General features: G+C 72.2%; 19 protein-coding genes and 2 pseudogenes. 6 read left to right on the forward strand and 15 right to left on the reverse strand.

What is annotated here, in order from left to right:
• Nucleotides 1–290 (forward strand): annotated as a pseudogene (locus MET9862_RS23635) (hypothetical protein); the annotation flags it as partial.
• A 60-nt stretch (nucleotides 291–350) separates the two neighbouring features.
• Nucleotides 351–662: a cupin domain-containing protein gene (locus MET9862_RS23640; protein WP_142585314.1), complete on the forward strand. Its 312-nt coding sequence runs from the start codon at nucleotides 351–353 to the stop codon at nucleotides 660–662.
• A 213-nt stretch (nucleotides 663–875) separates the two neighbouring features.
• Here MET9862_RS23640 and MET9862_RS23645 read toward each other — a convergent pair whose 3' ends face one another.
• Both MET9862_RS23645 and bluB read right to left on the reverse strand, forming a co-directional pair.
• A complete protein-coding gene (locus tag MET9862_RS23645; protein WP_142585274.1) occupies nucleotides 876–1,382 on the reverse strand; it encodes a L,D-transpeptidase in 507 nt (168 codons plus the stop codon).
• A 241-nt stretch (nucleotides 1,383–1,623) separates the two neighbouring features.
• Nucleotides 1,624–2,268, reverse strand: a complete 645-nt coding sequence (bluB, locus tag MET9862_RS23650; protein ID WP_142585276.1) for a 5,6-dimethylbenzimidazole synthase — start codon at nucleotides 2,266–2,268, stop codon at nucleotides 1,624–1,626.
• Between the two features lie 539 nt (nucleotides 2,269–2,807).
• On the opposite strand from bluB, the gene MET9862_RS23655 reads away from it, so the two are divergent.
• Nucleotides 2,808–3,161, forward strand: a complete 354-nt coding sequence (locus MET9862_RS23655) for a DUF2794 domain-containing protein (protein ID WP_142585278.1) — start codon at nucleotides 2,808–2,810, stop codon at nucleotides 3,159–3,161.
• On the opposite strand, the gene MET9862_RS23660 is transcribed toward MET9862_RS23655, so the two are convergent.
• Nucleotides 3,127–4,545 (reverse strand): amino acid permease, encoded by a 1,419-nt coding sequence (locus MET9862_RS23660; RefSeq protein WP_142585280.1) that lies wholly within the window; start codon nucleotides 4,543–4,545, stop codon nucleotides 3,127–3,129. The genes MET9862_RS23655 and MET9862_RS23660 overlap by 35 nt on opposite strands.
• A 258-nt stretch (nucleotides 4,546–4,803) precedes the next feature.
• Between MET9862_RS23660 and MET9862_RS23665 the strand changes: the two genes are divergently transcribed.
• Entirely contained in the window at nucleotides 4,804–5,052 is a 249-nt protein-coding gene (locus MET9862_RS23665; RefSeq protein ID WP_142585283.1) for a hypothetical protein, read from the forward strand.
• A 108-nt stretch (nucleotides 5,053–5,160) separates the two neighbouring features.
• Here MET9862_RS23665 and MET9862_RS23670 read toward each other — a convergent pair whose 3' ends face one another.
• From MET9862_RS23670 to rpsO, 5 genes are all read right to left on the reverse strand, one after another.
• Nucleotides 5,161–5,640 carry a hypothetical protein gene (locus MET9862_RS23670; RefSeq protein ID WP_142585285.1) on the reverse strand — a complete coding sequence of 160 codons (480 nt, stop codon included), beginning with the start codon at nucleotides 5,638–5,640 and terminating at the stop codon, nucleotides 5,161–5,163.
• Nucleotides 5,641–5,837: 197 nt separating this feature from the next.
• Nucleotides 5,838–6,488 carry a glutathione S-transferase family protein gene (locus MET9862_RS23675; protein WP_142585286.1) on the reverse strand — a complete coding sequence of 217 codons (651 nt, stop codon included), beginning with the start codon at nucleotides 6,486–6,488 and terminating at the stop codon, nucleotides 5,838–5,840.
• Nucleotides 6,489–6,592: 104 nt separating this feature from the next.
• Complete coding sequence (locus tag MET9862_RS23680; protein ID WP_142585288.1) at nucleotides 6,593–7,168, reverse strand: hypothetical protein; 576 nt, start codon at nucleotides 7,166–7,168, stop codon at nucleotides 6,593–6,595.
• A gap of 204 nt (nucleotides 7,169–7,372) precedes the next feature.
• On the reverse strand, nucleotides 7,373–9,604 hold the full coding sequence (gene pnp / locus MET9862_RS23685; RefSeq protein WP_142585291.1) for a polyribonucleotide nucleotidyltransferase: 2,232 nt from the start codon (nucleotides 9,602–9,604) through the stop codon (nucleotides 7,373–7,375).
• 303 nt (nucleotides 9,605–9,907) lie between these two features.
• Nucleotides 9,908–10,177, reverse strand: coding sequence for a 30S ribosomal protein S15 (rpsO, locus tag MET9862_RS23690; protein ID WP_142585293.1), 270 nt, complete (start codon nucleotides 10,175–10,177; stop codon nucleotides 9,908–9,910).
• A 439-nt stretch (nucleotides 10,178–10,616) separates the two neighbouring features.
• On the opposite strand from rpsO, the gene MET9862_RS29610 reads away from it, so the two are divergent.
• Complete coding sequence (locus MET9862_RS29610) at nucleotides 10,617–11,225, forward strand: hypothetical protein (protein WP_185156980.1); 609 nt, start codon at nucleotides 10,617–10,619, stop codon at nucleotides 11,223–11,225.
• Here MET9862_RS29610 and MET9862_RS23705 read toward each other — a convergent pair.
• The 4 genes from MET9862_RS23705 to MET9862_RS23720 form a co-directional block, all read right to left on the reverse strand.
• A complete protein-coding gene (locus MET9862_RS23705) occupies nucleotides 11,197–11,904 on the reverse strand; it encodes a YoaK family protein (RefSeq protein ID WP_142585299.1) in 708 nt (235 codons plus the stop codon). The two genes, MET9862_RS29610 and MET9862_RS23705, sit on opposite strands and share 29 nt — an antisense overlap.
• A gap of 160 nt (nucleotides 11,905–12,064) precedes the next feature.
• Entirely contained in the window at nucleotides 12,065–12,421 is a 357-nt protein-coding gene (locus MET9862_RS23710) for an MmcQ/YjbR family DNA-binding protein (RefSeq protein WP_142585302.1), read from the reverse strand.
• Between the two features lie 19 nt (nucleotides 12,422–12,440).
• Nucleotides 12,441–12,683, reverse strand: coding sequence for a hypothetical protein (locus MET9862_RS23715; RefSeq protein ID WP_142585304.1), 243 nt, complete (start codon nucleotides 12,681–12,683; stop codon nucleotides 12,441–12,443).
• 234 nt (nucleotides 12,684–12,917) lie between these two features.
• Nucleotides 12,918–13,754, reverse strand: coding sequence for a LysR family transcriptional regulator (locus MET9862_RS23720; protein WP_142585306.1), 837 nt, complete (start codon nucleotides 13,752–13,754; stop codon nucleotides 12,918–12,920).
• A gap of 77 nt (nucleotides 13,755–13,831) precedes the next feature.
• Here MET9862_RS23720 and MET9862_RS23725 point away from each other — a divergent pair, with 77 nt between their 5' ends.
• The gene (locus MET9862_RS23725; protein WP_142585308.1) at nucleotides 13,832–14,962 is read left to right on the forward strand and encodes an alpha/beta fold hydrolase; all 1,131 of its coding nucleotides are present in this window, start codon (nucleotides 13,832–13,834) and stop codon (nucleotides 14,960–14,962) included.
• Nucleotides 14,963–15,233: 271 nt separating this feature from the next.
• Here the strand turns inward: MET9862_RS23725 and MET9862_RS23730 are convergent, their stop codons facing one another.
• The 3 genes and pseudogenes from MET9862_RS23730 to MET9862_RS23740 all read right to left on the reverse strand — a co-directional run.
• Nucleotides 15,234–16,160 carry a DMT family transporter gene (locus tag MET9862_RS23730; RefSeq protein WP_142585310.1) on the reverse strand — a complete coding sequence of 309 codons (927 nt, stop codon included), beginning with the start codon at nucleotides 16,158–16,160 and terminating at the stop codon, nucleotides 15,234–15,236.
• Between the two features lie 229 nt (nucleotides 16,161–16,389).
• Nucleotides 16,390–16,863, reverse strand: a complete 474-nt coding sequence (locus tag MET9862_RS23735; RefSeq protein WP_142585312.1) for a GNAT family N-acetyltransferase — start codon at nucleotides 16,861–16,863, stop codon at nucleotides 16,390–16,392.
• Between the two features lie 265 nt (nucleotides 16,864–17,128).
• Nucleotides 17,129–17,536: pseudogene (locus tag MET9862_RS23740) on the reverse strand (HTH domain-containing protein); the annotation flags it as partial.

The following is a 17,536-nucleotide window of genomic DNA, read 5'->3' on the forward strand; positions in this document are numbered from 1 at the left end:
CCGGGGTGATCGGCGGGCTCGCCGCGGGCGCCCTCCTCGGCGCCGCGATCTCGGACGCGCAGGCCCGCCCGGTCGGCTACGGCTACGATGATGGCGGAGGCTATGGCGGCGGATATGGCGGCTACGCGCCGGCCTACGGCTACCGGCCGGCCCGGCGCGTCTACGCGGACGAGCCGGTCTACGTCTCGCGCCGGGGCTATGTGGAGCGCCCGGCCTACGACGACGATGACGGCTACCGGGCCCCGCGCCGCTGGCGCCGCGACTGCGACCGGTTCGACCGCGGCTGGTGAGGCCCGGAACGCCCGCCGCCACACCCGGTTTCATCCCCGACGAGACGGAGGGTGACGGCGATGACGGTGGGCAAGATCGCGAGCGGATCGGCGCCTGAAGGCGAGAACGGCGAGATCCCCCTCGCCCGGGGCGAGCGCCTCGCGCTGCGGCTCTGGCGGGACGAGCCGCCGAACGCGGACAAGCCGACCACGGTCTCGGGCCACGAGACCGTGGGCTACGTGCTCAAGGGCCGGGCCGACCTCGTCCTCGCGGGCGAGACCGTGCGGCTGGAGCCCGGCGATTCCTGGCTGGTGCCGGCAGGCGTGGAACACACCTACCGGATCATCGAGACCTTCTCGGCGATCGAGGCCACCGCGCCGCCGGCCGCGTAGGCCCGACCGAAAGCTGCCGGGCGCGGACAGGCCCCCTCTCCCGTTCGGGAGAGGGCTGGGGTGAGGGATGAGAACGCTTCGGAGAAGTCGCGACGGCGAGGCGGCTCCGGCTCCGCCCGATCCTGAGAGTTCTCGACCCTCACCCTGTCCCTCTCCCGACCGGGAGAGGGGACCCGCGCCCCCTTGTCCAGGGTGCGGAGGGACCGGATCCGTTCACCGCACCAGCGTCACCGGCGTGCCGACATCGACGCGCTCGTAGAGATCGACCACGTCCTGGTTGTACATGCGGATGCAGCCGTAGCTCGCCCAGGTGCCGATCGAGCTCGGGCGGTTGGTGCCGTGGATGGCGTATTGCCCGCCCGAGAGCGTGAGCGCCGCCGCGCCCATCGGATTGCCGGGCGCGCCGCCCGCGATGAGATTGGGCAGGCGCGGGTTGTCGCGCTTCACCTCCCAGGGCGGCGACCAGGCCGGGCGCACATACTTGCCGTCGATCGACGCGGTGCCGAACCATTGCTTGCCGGGCTTGCCCACCGCCACGGGGTAGCGGATCGCCGTGCCGTCCCCGTTGACGAGATAGAGCCGGCGCTCCGACACGCTGACCACCACCGAGCCCGCCGCCGCGTGATAGGGGAAGGGCACCACCTCGCGCGCCTGCGCGGCGCCGATCGTCGTGAGGCCGAGCCCCGCGAGCGCAGCCAGAACCCTGATTTGCCGAGACATCCCGTGATCTCCGAGCCGAAGCGTGACCGCTTGCCCGGAGGAATGCGCCGGCCACGCTTGCCGTTCCGGAAATTCGCGTGGTTTACGAGTGGTTTGCGTAGAAAAACACGCGGCACGGTAAAAGGCGCCGGGCCGGTTCTGCGCGAATGCGGCGCGGGCCGGCAAGATCTTGGAAAGGCGCGATCCCGGACCGGCAAGATCCCGGACTAGATAGACCTCGGATCGGCGCCTCGACGCGGGCTCAGCGCTCGGTGAAGCGCGCCCCGCGCGGGTCGCGCGCCTGCCAGCCGTGGCGGACGAGCTCGGGATCGGCATGCTCCTCCTGGGGGAAGCCGACGCAGAGATAGGCCACGAGCCGCCACGCCTCCGGCAGGTCGAGGGCGGCCGCGAGCGCCTCCGGCTCCAGGATCGAGACCCAGCCGACGCCGAGCCCGCGGGCGCGGGCCGCGAGCCAGAAGCTCTGCACGGCGCCGACCACGGAGTAGCGCAGCATCTCCGGCATGGTGGCGCGGCCGAGCCCGTGGCCGCATTCCGTCGCCTCGTCGCAGAACACGGCGAGGTGCTCGGGCGCCTCGCGCAGACCCTCGAGCTTGAGCCGGCGGTAGAGCGCGGCGCGCTCCGCCTCGTAGCCCGCCGCGGCCGCCGCGTTGCAGCGGGCGAAGCTCTCGGCCACCGCGGCGCGGCGCCCGGGGTCGCGCACGCGCACGAAGCGCCAGGGCTGGCTGTTGCCGACCGATGGGCTGAGCGCGGCCTCCGCCAGGCACTGGCCGAGCAGCGCCTCCGGCACCGGGTCGGACCGGAAGCGGCGCACGTCGCGGCGCCACGCGAACAGCGCGTGGAGGCGCTCGCGGAAGGCGTCGTCGAATCGCGGAGGCTCGTCCGTCATCCTCACCTGAGATCCGCCGAGATTCCAAAGGGGTCACCCCTTTGGCGGGTCCAGGGCGGAGCCCTGGGATCTGTCGGGGCTTCGCCCCGACACCCCACCAAAGGGACTTGTCCCTTTGGGAACCCCGGACATCCGGCGGGCCGCTTATGGGCCGGATCGGGTCCAGAAAAAAGGCCGCCCGGGGTGGGGCGGCCTGAAGTCCTTGGGTCTCGAAACCTCGGAGTGTCGGGTCGTGGGGTCCGGTCGGCGTCCGAGGGCTGGGGAGCACGGGTTTCGGACGGCTTCCGGGCACGGGCCCGACGGAGATTTCAGGGCCTGTTGTGCCTCAGCAACAAGGCCCGCGAAAGGCACGATCACGGCGAAATCGTGAAGATTCTCCGCTTTTGTGTATCCCGGGAGCAACAGGCCGGCCCGCGTCCCGCGCCCGCGCGGGGTCGGGCTTGGCCGGCTCAGCACCTTGCGGCCGCGCCGCCGCGCGCCCATCATTCGCCCACGAACCGGGTTCGAGCCGGCATCCGCGAGCACATGACGGAGCGAGAATGAGCGAGAGGACGGCTGACGAGTCGACGGCCCGCGTGGTCCCCTTCCCCGCCGCAGCCGCCCAGATCGCCTTCGACCGCGACGAGCTCCGCATCCTGTTCAACCTCTACGGCCGGCGCGTCGCCGAGGGCGAGTGGCGCGACTACGCCCTCGATTTCCGCCGCGACAAGGCGGTGTTCTCGATCTACCGGCGCAGCTCCGAGATGCCGCTCTACCGGGTGGAGAAGGACCCGAAGCTCGCCCGCCGCCAGGGCGCCTACGCGGTGATCGCGGCCGGCGGCCTCGTGATGAAGCGCGGCCACGACCTCGCCCGCGTGCTCAGCGTGCTGGAGGGGCCGCTTCGGGCGGTGTGAGCGCCCGGAGCCGCCGCGCATTGGCCCGGCCGTAGCCGCCGTAGAGCGCGAGCCCGAGCACCAGCCAGACGGCCAGCCGGATCCAGGTGTCGCCGGGCAGGCCCGCCATCAGGGCGAGGCAGGCGAGGATGCCGAGGCCGGCCACCAGGGGCGCCGCCGGCACCCGGAAGGGCCGCGGCCGGTCCGGCTCGCGGCGGCGCAGGATCGGCACCGCCGCGCAGACGAGGCAGAAGGCCAAGAGCGTGCCGATGCTGACGAGCTCGCCCAGCACCTCGATCGGCACGAGGGCGGCCACCAGCGCGGTCCCGAGCCCGATCACCCCCTGGCTCAGGGCCGGGGTCCGCCGCACCGGATCGACCCGGGCGAAGGCCGCCGGCAGGAGCCCGTCCCGGGCCATGGCGTAGAAGATGCGCGCCTGCCCGTAGAGCGCCGTCAGCGCCGAGGTGGTGAGGCCGAGCAGCGCGCCGAGCTTGATCACGGTGGCGAAGCCGCCGAGCCCGATCGCGTCGACGGCCCGGGCGATCGGGTCGGCCACGCCGAGATCGCGATAGGGCACCAGGCCGGTGAGCACGATGGCCACCGCCACGTAGAGGAGCGTGGTCAGCGCCAGCGAGCCGAGCAGCCCGACCGGCGCGTCGCGCCGCGGATCGCGCGTCTCCCCGGCCGCCGTCGAGACCGTCTCGAAGCCGATGAAGGCGAAGAACACCACGCCCGCCCCGCGCAGCACCCCGCTCCAGCCATAGTGCCCGAAGGTCCCCGTGTTCTCCGGCACGAAGGGGCTCCACAGGGCGGGCTTGAGATGGGCGAGGCCGATGCCGAGGAAGGCGAGGATGATCGCCACCTTGAGCAGGACGAGGGCCGCGTTCGCCCGCGCCGCCTCGGCCGTGCCGCGGGCGAGGAGCGCGGTCAGCGCCAGCACGATCAGCCCGGCCGGCAGGTTGACGAGGCCCCCCGCCCCCGGCGCGGCGGCGAGCGCCGGCGGCAGGCTGAGCCCGGCATCGGCGAGCAGGCTCTGCGCGTAGCCCGACCAGCCCACCGCGACGGTGGCCGCCGCGAAGGCGAATTCGAGCACGAGGTCCCAGCCGACGATCCAGGCGGCGAGCTCGCCCAGCGTCGCCCGGGTATAGGTGTAGCTCGAGCCCGCCGCCGGGATCATCGCGGCGAGCTCCGCGTAGCACAGCCCGACGAAGGCGCAGGCGATGCTGCCGAGCACGAAGGAGAGGCTGAGCGCCGGCCCGGCATAGTCCGCCGCCGCCGTGCCGGTGAGCACGAAGATCCCCGCCCCGATCGTGGCGCCGAGCCCGATGCAGACGAGGCTGAAGGCCGAGAGGTCGCGGGCGAGGCCGGGCGCGGCGCCCGCGGCAGAGGTGACGGTGTCGCTCATCGGGGGCTCTCTGGCGGGGACGCGGGGCCCGGGCAAGTCCCGGGCCGGAGCCTCCGGACGGCGCGTCAGCGCGCGGGCCCCTCCGGGCCGGAAACCGAAGGACCGACGGTCCCGCCGCGCCGCGCCAGGGGCCTGTGGATCGCGCGGAGGACGGGGCCGGCCGATGTGCTTCAGAACACAGCCGCACCGGGGCGATCCGGTATCAATCGAGACAGATGCGAACGACGCATCGAACCTGATTTCGGAGACATTCCCAGAATGAACGCAGTGGACATGAAGCTCGACGATGTCACTCTCGACGCCGTTCAGGGCGGGGCCGGCGACGGTGGACACTGGGATCACAGCGGCAAGGTCTCGATGTGGGTCACGCCGGTCCCCGGCAACGCCATCCTGCCGGCTACCGAGAACAGAAGCTCGGTGCACAAGAACGAGCAGGGCGTCGTCGTGAAGTGGGACCGCACCCTGGGGCGCGAGGTCCCGGCTCAGAAGCTGCGTTCCCTGGCCTGACATCGTGGCGCCGTTCCCGGTCGCGTCGCGATCGGGAACGGCGCTCAGCCCTTGTTTTCAACGCACGCGCTCTCGCCGAAGCGGCCTCCCCTTCGGCGGAGGGCGCGGTCACGGCTCGCGGGTGACGGCGAGACCGATCGCGCCGCCCGGGCCCGTGACCTGGATCGTCACCGGGCCCGCATCGAGCCTGAATCGCACGCTCTTGCGGATCCCGGGGCAGTCCCGAACCCCGGTGAAGGCCTCGGCACGGCGATAGGTGCCGTCCTGGATGGCGTCGAGCCAGCCCTCCGCGTCCAGGGTCACCCGATAGAGGCCCGGCTCGGGCACCGTCACGCTCGCAAGGCCCGCATGCGCCCCCGCGTCCCGCGGCGCGCGCTCCGGCGGCTTCGGCAGGGCCACCTCGGAGAGCGGCCGCATGACCAAGCGGCGGGCCAGGGGCGGGCTCGACCGGTCACCGGCCTCGGTGGCGGCCGCGATCAGCGCGCGCTCGGTGTCGAGAGTCCAGGCGAGCGGCTCGCACCCCACCTCGGCGGCCTGAGCCAGACCGCCGGACAGCAGCGCGGCGACGGTGACGAGACCCCGCCGCATCACGCGACCGCGCGCCGGCATTCGGCCACGACCGCGATATGCACGGGAACAGTCACGGGGTCGGTTGCGGGCCGACATCGTCATCGCGTTCCCCCGGGCTCGGCGGCCCGTTGCACCGCCATCGCTATATCCATTTGGATACAACAACAAGGCTGCGCCGGACCCGACCCGCCCTCCCCGCAACGGCCCCGGGCGCCCTATCCCTGCCCCTGCTCGGCGAGCAGCCGGTCGTCGATCGCGCGGGCCCGCACGGCGGCCGGGCGGGCCAGCAGGCGGGCGGTATAGGCCTCGAAGGCCGGGCGCTTCTCCAGGGTGCCGAAGGCCATGCCCCAGGCGAGATGCGAGCCGACATAGACGTCGGCGGCCGAGAATTGGCCGCCCGCGAGGTAGTCGATCCCGGTGACGGCGCCCTCCAGCGCGTCGAGCACCTCCGGCAGCGAGCCGTAGCCGACCATGCCGCGCAGGCGCGGATCGTCCGGCACGGCGACGTTCAGCGTCCGGTTGGTCACGGCCGCCTCCACGGGGCCGGCGGCGAAGAACAGCCAGCGGTAATAGGGGCCGCGCGCCCGGCTGCCGGGCGGGGGCGCGAGGCCGGCCTGCGGGAAGGCGTCGGCGAGATAGGCGCAGATCGCCGCCGTCTCGGTCACCGCCGTCTCGCCGTGGCGCAGCGCCGGCACCTTGCCGAGCGGGTTGACCGCCCGGTAGGCCGCGCCCTTCATCGGCGGCCCGAACCCCAGGATCTCGGTGCGGTAGGGGGCGCCGACCTCCTCCAGCATCCAGCGCACGATGCGCCCGCGCGACATCGGCGCGGTGTAGAAGACGAGCTCGTCGCAGCCCGCGTCGCTCATGGTGTTCCTCCCCGGTAGCGGACGGGAGCCCGTGCGCGATCGCGTCGCGATCGTCTCCCTGTCTCGTCGCGCGCCCGGCCGCCCTGCCGGCCCCGGGCGCGTTCTTATACGAACGCGGTCGCCGGCCCCTTCTCGACGATCGTGAACGCCGTGGCGAAGTGGCTCCTCAGCTCCGGGATGTAGAGCTGCGAGATGGTCGCGTCCTGCATCGGCGTATACTTCGCGCCGCCGTCGCGCGGGTCGGTCCCGTCGAGATAGGCCGTCAGGCCGCGGCCCCGGAAGGCATCGAGCCGCGTCTTCAGCTGCGCGACGACGATCGTGCCGCAATCCCCCCATTCATAGGGGACGGCGAGGTAGAGCTTGGCCGCGTAGCTCAGGCCGGCCTGGCCGTGACGCGCGGCGTAGTCCCGCATGGTCGCCGAATCGCGCGCCGCGTTCCGGATCCTGAGGAAGACCTCGTAGTCGATCCACCAGCCGCCCGAAGCGGCCCCGGCCGGGTCCTTGGCGAACCGCGCCGCGTCGCAGAAGCGGTAATAGGTCTGGCCGGGGCTGAGATGGACCTGCTGGACCTGGGACATCCCGCCATTCTGGCCGTGCTCGGTGAAGCCGCGCGCGATCCGCTCCTGAGCCGCGCGCTTCGGTGGGCGGAAGCAATCCTTGTTGAGGGGCTCGGCGACCACGGACCAGACCTCCGGCTCGGATGCGGGACGAGTGTCCCGTCGCCCCGACCGGAGTCAAGCTTGCTAGAGCCGCTGTTCCGACGCGCGCTCTTACGCCGAACCGGCCTCCACTTCGGCGGAGAGCGCTTCAGCGGCGCGCCCAAACGAAAAGCGCGGCCCCGAAGGACCGCGCTTCCCGAACGTCAGCGGATGTGAGGGCGCGGCTTACTCGCCGGCCTCGCGGCGGCGCTCGCCGCGGTGGCGGCCACCCTCGCGGCCCTCACGGGGCTCACGCGGCTCGTCGCCGCGCTCGGCCCGCTCGGCGTCGCGCTGGGCCTTCAGCTTCTCGGTGATGTCCTCGCCGGTCTGCTGGTCGACGACCTTCATGGAGAGGCGGATCTTGCCGCGGTCGTCCTGACCGAGGAACTTCACCTTCACCTTGTCGCCTTCCTTCACCACGTCGGTGACCTTGGCGACGCGCTGGGCGGCGAGCTCCGAGATGTGGACGAGGCCGTCCTTGGCGCCGAAGAAGTTGACGAAGGCGCCGAACTCCATCGTCTTCACCACGGTGCCGTCGTAGATCACGCCAACCTCGGCCTCGGCCACGATCGAGCGGATCCAGTTATAGGCCGCCTTGATCGCCTTGCCGTCCGAGGAGGCGATCTTCACGATGCCGGTATCCTCGATGTTGATCTTGGCGCCGGTCTTCTCGACGATCTCGCGGATCACCTTGCCGCCGGTGCCGATCACTTCGCGGATCTTGTCGGTCGGGATCTGCATGGTCTCGATGCGCGGAGCATACTCGCCGAGCTCGGGACGGGCGGCGGTGAGCGCCTTGGCCATCTCGGCCAGGATGTGGCCACGGCCGTCCTTCGCCTGGGCGAGGGCGATCTTCATGATCTCCTCGGTGATGCCGGCGATCTTGATGTCCATCTGGAGGGAGGTGATGCCCTCCTCCGTGCCGGCCACCTTGAAGTCCATGTCGCCGAGATGGTCCTCGTCGCCGAGGATGTCGGAGAGCACCGCGAAGCGCTCGCCCTCGAGGATGAGGCCCATGGCGATGCCGGCCACCGGACGGCGCAGGGGCACGCCCGCATCCATCAGCGACAGCGAGCCGCCGCAGACGGAGGCCATCGAGGAGGAGCCGTTCGACTCGGTGATCTCGGACACGACGCGGATCGTGTACGGGAACTCGTGGGCCGGCGGCAGGACCGGGTGGATCGCGCGCCAGGCGAGCTTGCCGTGGCCGATCTCGCGGCGGCCGGGCGAGCCCATGCGGCCGGTCTCACCCACCGAATAGGGCGGGAAGTTGTAGTGCAGCAGGAAGGTCTCCTTGTAGGTGCCTTCCAGCGCGTCGATGAACTGCTCGTCCTCGCCGGTGCCGAGGGTGGCCACCACGAGGGCCTGCGTCTCGCCGCGGGTGAACAGGGCCGAGCCGTGGGCGCGGGGCAGCACGCCGACCTCGGAGAGGATCGAGCGGACCGTCTTCACGTCGCGGCCGTCGATGCGCGAGCCGGTGTCGAGGATGTTCCAGCGGACCACCTTCGACTGGGCCTCCTTGAAGGCGGCCTTGACCTTCTCGGGCGAGAACTTCTGCTCGCCCTCGGCCGGGCAGAGGGCGGCCACCACCTTCGCCTTCACGGCGTCGACGGCCTTGTAGCGCTCCTGCTTCACCGTGATCTTGTAGGCGTCGCGCAGCTCGGCCTCGCAGATGTCGAGGACGGCCTTCTCCACGTCGGCGTTCTCGGGGGCGGCGAAGTCGCGCGGCTCCTTGGCGGCCTTCTCGGCCAGGCGGATGATCGCCTCGATCACCGGCTGGAAGTGCTTGTGGCCGAACATCACGGCCCCGAGCATCACGTCCTCGGAGAGCTCCTTGGCCTCCGACTCCACCATCAGCACGGCATCCTGCGTGCCGGCGACGACGAGGTCGAGGGTCGACTCCTCCTTGGTCTCGGTGACCAGCGGGTTCAGCTTGTAGCCGCCGTTGACGTAGCCGACGCGGGCCGCGCCGATCGGGCCCATGAAGGGCACGCCGGACAGCGTCAGCGCGGCGGAGGCCGCCACCATCGAGACGATGTCGGGATCGTTCTCGAGGTCGTGGGTCAGCACGGTGACGACGACCTGGGTGTCGTTGCGCCAGCCCTCGACGAAGAGCGGGCGGATCGGCCGGTCGATCAGGCGGGAGACCAGGGTCTCCTTCTCGGAGGGACGGCCCTCGCGCTTGAAGTAGCCGCCCGGGATGCGGCCGGCGGCGTAGGCGCGCTCCTGGTAGTTCACGGTGAGCGGCAGGAAGTCGATGCCGGCCTTCGGCTCCTTGGCCGAGACCACCGTGGCGAGCACCGAGGTCTCGCCGTAGGTGGCGATCACGGCGCCGTCCGCCTGGCGGGCGACCTTGCCGGTCTCGAGGACGAGCTTGCGGTCGCCCCAGATCAGCTCTTCGCGTTGAACGTCGAACATGTGTCTTGTCCCTTCAGCCTGGTCCCGCGGGCGGCCCCTGCCGGCCGCGGGTCGGGCGGACCCGGCGCCGCCAGGGGCAAGACGGCCGGACGCTTCGCGGGGGAAGCGTCCGGCGATCCTGTCCCCGGCACGTGGCGCCTCGAAGTCGCCCTGTGGTCTTCGTGTGGTTGCCCGCGATGCCTTCGGGCCTCGCGGGCATCCGCCGCATGGGCGGCGGCGCGCGGTCGCGCTTGCGACGGCCCGAGGGGCCGTCGGAGCCGGGGCGCGCCCATCCACGAGGATAGAACGCCCCGGCCCCTCGAATCAGCGGCGGATGCCGAGGCGCTCGATGAGGGCGCGGTAGCGGGCCTCGTCCTTGCGCTTGACGTAGTCGAGCAGCGAGCGGCGCGAGGAGACCAGCTTCAGGAGGCCGCGGCGGGAGTGGTTGTCCTTGCCGTGCGACTTGAAGTGCTGGGTCAGGTTCGCGATCCGCTCGGTGAGGATCGCCACCTGGACCTCCGGCGAGCCGGTATCCTTGGGATCCTTGCGGTATTCCTTGATGAGCGCGGTCTTGCGCTCTGCCGTGATCGACATCGCAACTGCCTTCCTGATGAGGGGTCTTGGGCGGGCCTGCAAGGCGCCGCGCCGTTCGGGCCGGGGGCGGGCCGGTGCCGGGATGTCGTCCAGCACGGTCTTGTCCCCAAGCGGGTCAAGCCCCGCCCGTCACCGGGTCGAGGCCGCGCGCACCATACACGAAACGCATCCAGGCGCCAGCCCCGCGGCGCGGCGGCACAGGGCGCCGTCCGCCACGGCATCCCGTCTCCGGCCATCCCGGGACCATCGTGGACCTATTTTGGATCCATCTTGGACCTATCTTGGGATATTGCATGTCTGACGCCGGCTAATCATACACGGGACAGGCCCGGCCCGTCCGGCTGGCGGATCCGGGAGTCGACCGGCCCCGCCGCATCCTGCAAGCTCCGGCAGCCCCCCGCGGCCCGCGCCGTGCGACACCGAAGGCCCGCGCCAACCCGTGCCAGCCAAGCCCGTTCCCTCCAAGCCCGCGCCCTCCGAGCCGGCCCGACCGGTCGCGGCATCCGGATCGACGGAGCCGGAGATCGCCGCCGCGCCGAATCCGGCGGGCGGGACGGGGAGGGTCAAGAAAGCCGCGAGCAAGAAGGCCGCCGCCAAGAAGCCGGCCAAGAAGCAGGTGGCCAAGAAAGCCACGACCAAGAAGGCCGCGACCAAGAAGGCGGCCGCCGGGAAACCGGCTGCGAAGAAGACCGCGGCCAAGGGATCCGCAGCGAAGGAATCCGCAGCGAAGGCCGCTCCCCCGCAGGACACGCCCCCGAAGCACGCCTCCCCGAAGGACGGCTCCGCCAAGCATGCCTCCGCGAAGGGCGCCCCGGCCCGGCTGCCGGGCGCCGGGGCGTCCAAGCGGCACGCCTATCTCGTGGCGGTCCCGCAGGGGCGGGCGGCGCCGCGGGTCTATGCGGTGGCGGCCGCGGGCGAGGCGGAGGCGCTCGCGGCGGCGCAGGCCCGGCTCGGGCCCGGGGACGGCGCCCCGGCGGTGGTCGGCGGGCTCTCGCGGGACATGGTGCGCCGGCTCAAGCTCACGCCCGGCGAGGTGCGCCCCTTGTGAGGCCGACGCGCAGGGCCAGCCCGGCGAGGATCAGGGCCGGCAGCGCCCCGCACCAGAAGGCGCAGAGCGCGACCCCGAAGGCGCCCGCGAGCGCACCCACCGCGAAGGCGGCGAGGGCCGGCAGGATCCGCGCGAGCCGCGACCGGGCGGGGTGATCGCGGGGGATGCCGCGGGCGAGGTCGAGGGCGTCGAGCACCCCTTGCGTGACGTTGACGGTCATCACCGTGGTCGGGGCGAGCTGCGGCAGGCAGAGCCGGCCGAGGGCGTTCTGCACGCCCATCGCGGCCACCGCGAGCAGGCCGACGAGGAGGGCGGCCGGCCCGTCGGGATCGCCGAGCGGCGCCAGGGCCGCGCCGAAGCCGGTGAAGCCCGCGAGCAGGAGCGCCTCCGCCGCCAGCAGCCAGGGCAGCGGCGCGCGGCCCCCCCGCTCCAGGGCACGGGCGAGGAGGCGCGTCCCGGCCACCGCGAGCACGAAGGCGGGGAGCGCCAGGATCTTGGCCACGACCCCGCCGCCCTGATGGCCGACGAGCCCCGCCCCGATCATCACGAAGTTGCCGGTGACGTGCGCGGCGAACAGCCCCGACAGGGCCACGAACCCGGCCGCGTCCACGAAGCCCGCCACGAAGCCGAGCGCGGAGGCGAGCCCGCGCGGGATCTCTCCGGAGGTCTCGCCGGCCATCGTCGCTCCATCCCCGTCCCGATGTCCCGCGGCCCCCGCAGGCCGGTCCGCGCCGCCCCAGTGCAACCCCGGATCCGGGCGCGACTCAAGCCCTTTCCCGAATCCCCTGTCCCGAATCCTCTGGCCGACGCGGGGCCGGGCCGCCGGGAGGCGGCCCGCGTCACGGATCGACCGCGAGCCCCGCATAGCGGGCGACGAGGCCGGGCGGCGCCGCGTTCCTCCAGGCCGCGAGGAGGGCGGCGCGCAGGGTCTCCTCGTCCAGGGCCCAGAGCTCGAGGCGCGTCCAGCCGCGGACGCCCCAATGGCCCGGAACCGGCTCGGCGGCCTCGGGCTCGGCCGCGCACAGGGCCGCCTGCGCGTCGGGCGTCAGCCGGACCACGACGCGGTCCTCGTCCGGCCAGAGGGTCGCGTAGATCCGGCCGCCGACCCGGAAATCCGGATGGCCCTGATGCGCGCCCTCCACCGTCTCCGGCAGCAGCAGCGCCAGCGCGCGCACGTCCTCGGGCCGGCAGGACATGGGACCCGGAACCCGGCCCCTAGCTCAGGCCCGTGGTCGGCGCCTGCCAGGTGGTGCCGGGATGCTCGCGCACGTCGCCGGCCTCGGTGCCGGTGTCGGAGGTGCTGACCCATTCGCCGGGCTCGGCGAGGTCCACCACCTCGTCCTCCGGATAGGCCGCCTCCACGAAGAGCCGCGCCTCGCCCTCGGCCGCGGCGCGCACCGTCACGAGCGGCCGCTCGCCGGCAGGCCCCCGCACCCGCGCGATGAAGAGCTTCGTCATCCCCGTCCTCCTCCGGCCGCCCCGCCTGCCGGACAACGCGCCCGGGCCCGCGCGGTCCCATCGCATGGATCCGGGTTTCCAAAGGGATCATCCCTTGGGCGGGGCGCCGGGGCGCAGCCCTGGCCTGACGCTCCGGGCGGGAGGCGGGCTTCGCCACTGCGGCCGGGACCGGAGATCCCGCCGATCGCTGCGCTCATCTCGCATCCTGAGCCTATGACGGCGCCCCCCGCTGCGTCAGGATGGGCCACGATCGAAGGCCGTCCGACACGCGCGATAGCTTGCGAGCAGAGCCCGCACCGGCCTCTCCGCCTCGGGCCGTGAGCCGATGAACATGTCGAGCTGGCCGACGCGCTCGACGGCGATGCCATCCTGCTGCGCCAGCATCTCGGGCAGCAGCGCCACGCCGAGACCCGCAGCGACGCAGCCGAGAATCCCTTCCACCGAACCAAGTTCGACGATCCGAGCGCCGATCCTGCGCTCCCGCAGCACCCTGTCCAACCGTTCGCGGCACACGCAGCCCGCAGCGAACGTGAAGGCTTGGTCCATCGTCTCGGCCGGGACGCCCGCGGGACGCAGCAGGGCGAGCGGGATGCTGTCGAGCGGACGGGAGACGATCGCCGAATGGCTCGAACGGTGGCCGAGAATGGCCGCGTCGAGCGTTCCGTTCGCCAGCGAGGCGTCGAGGTCGCGCGAGACGCCCGTGGCCACCTGCAGGTCGAGCCCTTCGTGGTCCGCAAGCAGCCGGGCCAGCACGGGGGGGAGCAGGGTGGCGGCCACGACCGCGATCGCGCCCAGCCGGAACGGACCGATCGTCCCGGTTCCCCGGGCGGCCTGGACCGCTTCGGCGGCGAGGATCTCCATCCGCTCCGCGTAGGGCAGCAGCCGCGCGCCCGCGGCGGTCAGGCGGACGCCCCGGGGCAGGCGCTCGAACAGCCGGGTGCCGATCGCGGCTTCGAACTGTCCGATCCGGGCCGAGAGCGCCGATTGTACGGTGCCGAGCCGCTCGGCCGCCGCCGTCATCGAGGACGCTTCGGCGACGATCCGGAACGCATGCAGGCCGCGGAGATCCATCAGCCATCGTAGATCGCGATCGCTGCCGTCACAAGGCAACGTTGGTCGCGATGCCGGTGCCGCTGCATACCCGACCCATGACGACGAACCTGCACAGGGCCCCGACGCCTCGGCTCGACATCGCCTACGAGACCGGCGGTCCGCCCGATGGGTTTCCCGTGCTGCTGCTGCACGGCTGGCCGGATGATGTCCGGACCTGGGACGGCATCGTTCCGGCTCTCCACGCGGCCGGCTTCCGCACGGTCACGCCGTATCTGCGTGGATTCGGCCCAACCCGCTTCCGCGGGGAGGCCTGTCCCCGCTCGGGCCAACTCGCCGCCCTGGGGGCGGACCTGCTCGACCTCGCCGATGCGCTGGGCCTCGGCCGCTTCGCCGTCATCGGCCATGATTGGGGGGCCCGGGCCGCCTACATCGCGGCCTGCACGGCGCCCGACCGCCTCGCGGCCTGCATCGCCCTCTCGGTCGGTTGGGGCACCAACGATCCCGGTCAGCCTCTGACGCTGAGCCAGACGCAGAACTACTGGTATCACTGGCTGATGGCTCTGCCGCGCGGCGCGGCCCTCGTGCGGAACGACCGACACCGCCTCACGCGCCATATCTGGACGATCTGGAATCCCGGCTGGCCCGTGCCCGAGGCGGTCTTCACCGCCACGGCCCCCGCATTCGACAACCCGGACTGGGCCGAGGTGACCGTACATTCCTACCGTGTGCGCTGGGGGCACGCCGAACCGGATCCTCACTACGCCGCGCTCGAGGCCCGGCTCGCGGCCGATCCGGTCATCCGCGTGCCGACCCTGACGCTGCACGGCGGCAGCGACCCCTGCAACGATCCGGCGACCTCGGAAGACAGGGAGGCGCTGTTCGCCGGTGGCTACCGCCGCGTGGTCCTGCCCGGCCTCGGACATTTCCCGCAGCGTCAGGCACCGGAGGCGGTGTTGGAGGAGGTCCTCCCCTTCCTCACCCGGATCGTGAGCGGGGACGACGCCGCGTCTGGAGCGCTCTCCGTCGGCGTGGATACCGGTTCGGCGAAACAGAGCGCGTCGCAACACGGACCTGGAGCCGATCGGTGCGCGACGGGTGCTGGCGGTACGGCTCCTAAGGGACAGGCCTCATCACCCCTGCTCACCTTCGCCGACCTTCTGGGCACGAAGCCTCCTTCTCTCGCGATACTCCGCGCGCTCCGACCTGCGGCCCACGGCGGATCCTAACGAGAGCCATCGCGAGAGGGCCTGCAAGATGGCAAGGGGGCCCGCAAGATGGACTGCCGTGAAGCGGACATCGCGGAGGTCCTCGTGGGGCCGAAAGGAGCCCTTCATGCCGTCACGCTGACGGAGTCTCGACCCCAGGGCTCCGCGCCTCGAACCCGCCCAAGGGATGATCCCTTCGGGATCCCGGGGTCGCGCGCGCAGGTCCGGCAGGCCGAAGCGCGGGGCGAGGGGCGGAGCCTCGAGGCCGAGGCGGCGACGTTCAGCCATGGGGTCATCGCGGAGGCCGGGACGCGCGCCCTTGGGCGATCGTGCCGAAGCTGATCGTGCCGAGGGCGATGCCGGCGAGGATGAGGGCGGCGGCCAGGAGGAGGATGGGATCGAGCCCCTCGCCCAGGATGACGGTGGAGAGCCCGATCCCGAGAACCGGCGTCGCGAGGACACCGAGCGAGGCCGTCGCCGCCGGCACCCGGCGGCCGACCACCGTCATGGCCCAGAAGCCCAGCGCCGTGCCGATCACGCCGTTATAGCCGAGGGCCAGGACGGCAGGCGCGCTGACCCGGGCGGGGCTCGGGGGCGCACCCTCGACGAGCAGCGCGAGGGCCGTGAGCACGAGCGCGGCGAGCAGGCACTGCCAGGGCATGAGCTGGAGCGGTGTCGCCACCCAGCGGTGGGCCCGGGTGTAGACGATGCTGACCGACCAGCAGAGGGCAGCCACCAGCAGCAATCCCTGGCCGAGGAGCGCCTGCCTGTTCCCCCAGTCCAGGCTCGCCGGCCCGAACAGCAGCAGCAGACCGGCCAGGCCGACGGCAAGGCCAAGCGCCTGCCGGGTCGAGAGGCGTTCGCCGAGGAACAGGAAGGCGGCCGGCGCCACCCAGAGCGGCGTCGTGTAGCCCAGCACGATGGCCCGGCCCGCGGGAACCAGCGCCAACCCGGCGGTCATGAACGCCGCGAAGGCGGTCATGTGGAAGAGCGCGATGGTGAGCCAGACGGGCAGGTCGGCGCGCGGCGGGCGCCGAAGCTGCCCGGTGAGCCGCAAGGCGGGGAAGAGCACGAGGGCGGCGAGCGCGGTCCGGATGGCAACGGCCCAGAGCGGCGAGACCTCCTGGACGGCCACCTTCATCACGACCCAGTTGAGGCTCCAGGCCACCACGACGAAGGCGAAGAGCCCGACCGTGACACGGGCGGATCCGGAGGACATCCGTCTCTCCGCGGGAACCGCGGACGGCATGGCTTTCATCAGACGGCGCCCCATTCTCCGATTGTCAGCGCAACCGGTCGCCTGTGATGGCGGCAGGACCTGGAGCCTGTTTGGGCTGGTCGAGCGGTGTTGATCCGGCCTATCCCCGCCTCGACCTCATCCTGAGGTGGTTTGATGGGATGAGCAGACTCTCCGCATGAGGGTCAGTCGATCCAGCGCAAGCAGGCTCTTATGTGTTGCCGAGCATCTTGCGGTACTGAAGGAAGCCGCTGCGCTCCGCGATCCTGCCGTAAAGCTGCATCGCGGCCTGATTCGTCTCATGCGTCAGCCAATAGACGCGCGAACAGCCCATCCTGTCGGCGTCCTGATAGACATGCTCGATCAAGCGCCTGCCGACGCCGCGACCTCTGCTGCCCTCGGCCACGAACAGGTCCTGCAGGTAGCAGTAATGGCCGATGGTCCATGTCGAGCGATGGGGAAGGTAATGGACCAGCCCGACGGCGCCATGCGCGTCGTCGCATGCGAGCGCGCCATGCACGGGCTCGTCGTTGTCGAGCAGGCGCTTCCAGGTGGTCTGCGTGATCTCGTCGGAGATCGATGCCTTGTAGAAGGTCAGATAGCCGGTCCAAAGCGGAAGCCAGATGGCGTGATCGTCCGAACAGACCGGGCGAATGTTCAGTCCGGACGAGTGTGAGCTGGCCATCGTGTTGATCCGGCAACGGGCGCACACGGCGCGTCCTGCCGCTGTGGCGCCGGATTGGTCCGTGTGCCAGCGCCACTTTCTGAATTCCGGCTGGACCACTTGCCGCCAGGTCCGGGGTCCGATCGCGGCGGGCAGGGCCGGCGATCGGCTCGACGGTCCGGGTGGGGGCGAAGGGAGCCCGTCCTTCCGGGACGCCGACACGGTCGACCCCCAGGGCTCCACCCTGGACCCGCCAAAGGCCTGAGGCCTTTGGGATCCCGGGATCTCAGCGCAGGTCCGGCAGGCCGAAGCTCGGGGCGGAGCCGGGGCCGTCGGCCCGGTCGTAGACCGCGTCGCCGAGGCGGCGCAGGGGGCCGCCGGGCCCCGAGCGCTTCCACAGGCGGGTGTTGAGGGCCGCCACCGGATCCTGCCCCGGCACCGCGAAGCCGCGGGCCGCCAGATGCTCCAGGATCTCGCCGGCATGCATCGGCCGGTTCGCCTCGGTGAGCACCGCGAGCGCCGCCTCGACCAGCGCCCGGCCGTAGCGGCGGCGGGCGGGGTGGGGCGACCCTACGGCGGCCGCCGGGCGAGTGGGGGGGGCGGGGGTGCGGGGAGAGGCACGTGTGGGGGGAGGGGGGGGGGGAGGGCGCCGAGGCGCTACGTAGGTGGTGCGGTGGGAGCGGGGCCCCGCGCC

The organism is Methylobacterium symbioticum (assembly GCF_902141845.1).
In the GTDB taxonomy this organism is placed as follows: Bacteria; Pseudomonadota; Alphaproteobacteria; order Rhizobiales; family Beijerinckiaceae; genus Methylobacterium; species Methylobacterium symbioticum.

Excerpts from the sequence above, each read along its gene's own strand:
- MET9862_RS23640 (WP_142585314.1), top strand. The coding sequence starts at position 351 with ATGACGGTGGGCAAGATCGCGAGCGGATCGGCGCCTGAAGGCGAGAAC.
- MET9862_RS23645 (WP_142585274.1), bottom strand. The coding sequence starts at position 1,382 with ATGTCTCGGCAAATCAGGGTTCTGGCTGCGCTCGCGGGGCTCGGCCTC.
- bluB (WP_142585276.1), bottom strand. The coding sequence starts at position 2,268 with ATGACGGACGAGCCTCCGCGATTCGACGACGCCTTCCGCGAGCGCCTC.
- MET9862_RS23655 (WP_142585278.1), top strand. The coding sequence starts at position 2,808 with ATGAGCGAGAGGACGGCTGACGAGTCGACGGCCCGCGTGGTCCCCTTC.
- MET9862_RS23660 (WP_142585280.1), bottom strand. The coding sequence starts at position 4,545 with ATGAGCGACACCGTCACCTCTGCCGCGGGCGCCGCGCCCGGCCTCGCC.
- MET9862_RS23665 (WP_142585283.1), top strand. The coding sequence starts at position 4,804 with ATGAACGCAGTGGACATGAAGCTCGACGATGTCACTCTCGACGCCGTT.
- MET9862_RS23670 (WP_142585285.1), bottom strand. The coding sequence starts at position 5,640 with ATGCGGCGGGGTCTCGTCACCGTCGCCGCGCTGCTGTCCGGCGGTCTG.
- MET9862_RS23675 (WP_142585286.1), bottom strand. The coding sequence starts at position 6,488 with ATGAGCGACGCGGGCTGCGACGAGCTCGTCTTCTACACCGCGCCGATG.
- pnp (WP_142585291.1), bottom strand. The coding sequence starts at position 9,604 with ATGTTCGACGTTCAACGCGAAGAGCTGATCTGGGGCGACCGCAAGCTC.
- rpsO (WP_142585293.1), bottom strand. The coding sequence starts at position 10,177 with ATGTCGATCACGGCAGAGCGCAAGACCGCGCTCATCAAGGAATACCGC.
- MET9862_RS23705 (WP_142585299.1), bottom strand. The coding sequence starts at position 11,904 with ATGGCCGGCGAGACCTCCGGAGAGATCCCGCGCGGGCTCGCCTCCGCG.
- MET9862_RS23710 (WP_142585302.1), bottom strand. The coding sequence starts at position 12,421 with ATGTCCTGCCGGCCCGAGGACGTGCGCGCGCTGGCGCTGCTGCTGCCG.
- MET9862_RS23715 (WP_142585304.1), bottom strand. The coding sequence starts at position 12,683 with ATGACGAAGCTCTTCATCGCGCGGGTGCGGGGGCCTGCCGGCGAGCGG.
- MET9862_RS23720 (WP_142585306.1), bottom strand. The coding sequence starts at position 13,754 with ATGGATCTCCGCGGCCTGCATGCGTTCCGGATCGTCGCCGAAGCGTCC.
- MET9862_RS23725 (WP_142585308.1), top strand. The coding sequence starts at position 13,832 with ATGACGACGAACCTGCACAGGGCCCCGACGCCTCGGCTCGACATCGCC.
- MET9862_RS23730 (WP_142585310.1), bottom strand. The coding sequence starts at position 16,160 with ATGTCCTCCGGATCCGCCCGTGTCACGGTCGGGCTCTTCGCCTTCGTC.
- MET9862_RS23735 (WP_142585312.1), bottom strand. The coding sequence starts at position 16,863 with ATGGCCAGCTCACACTCGTCCGGACTGAACATTCGCCCGGTCTGTTCG.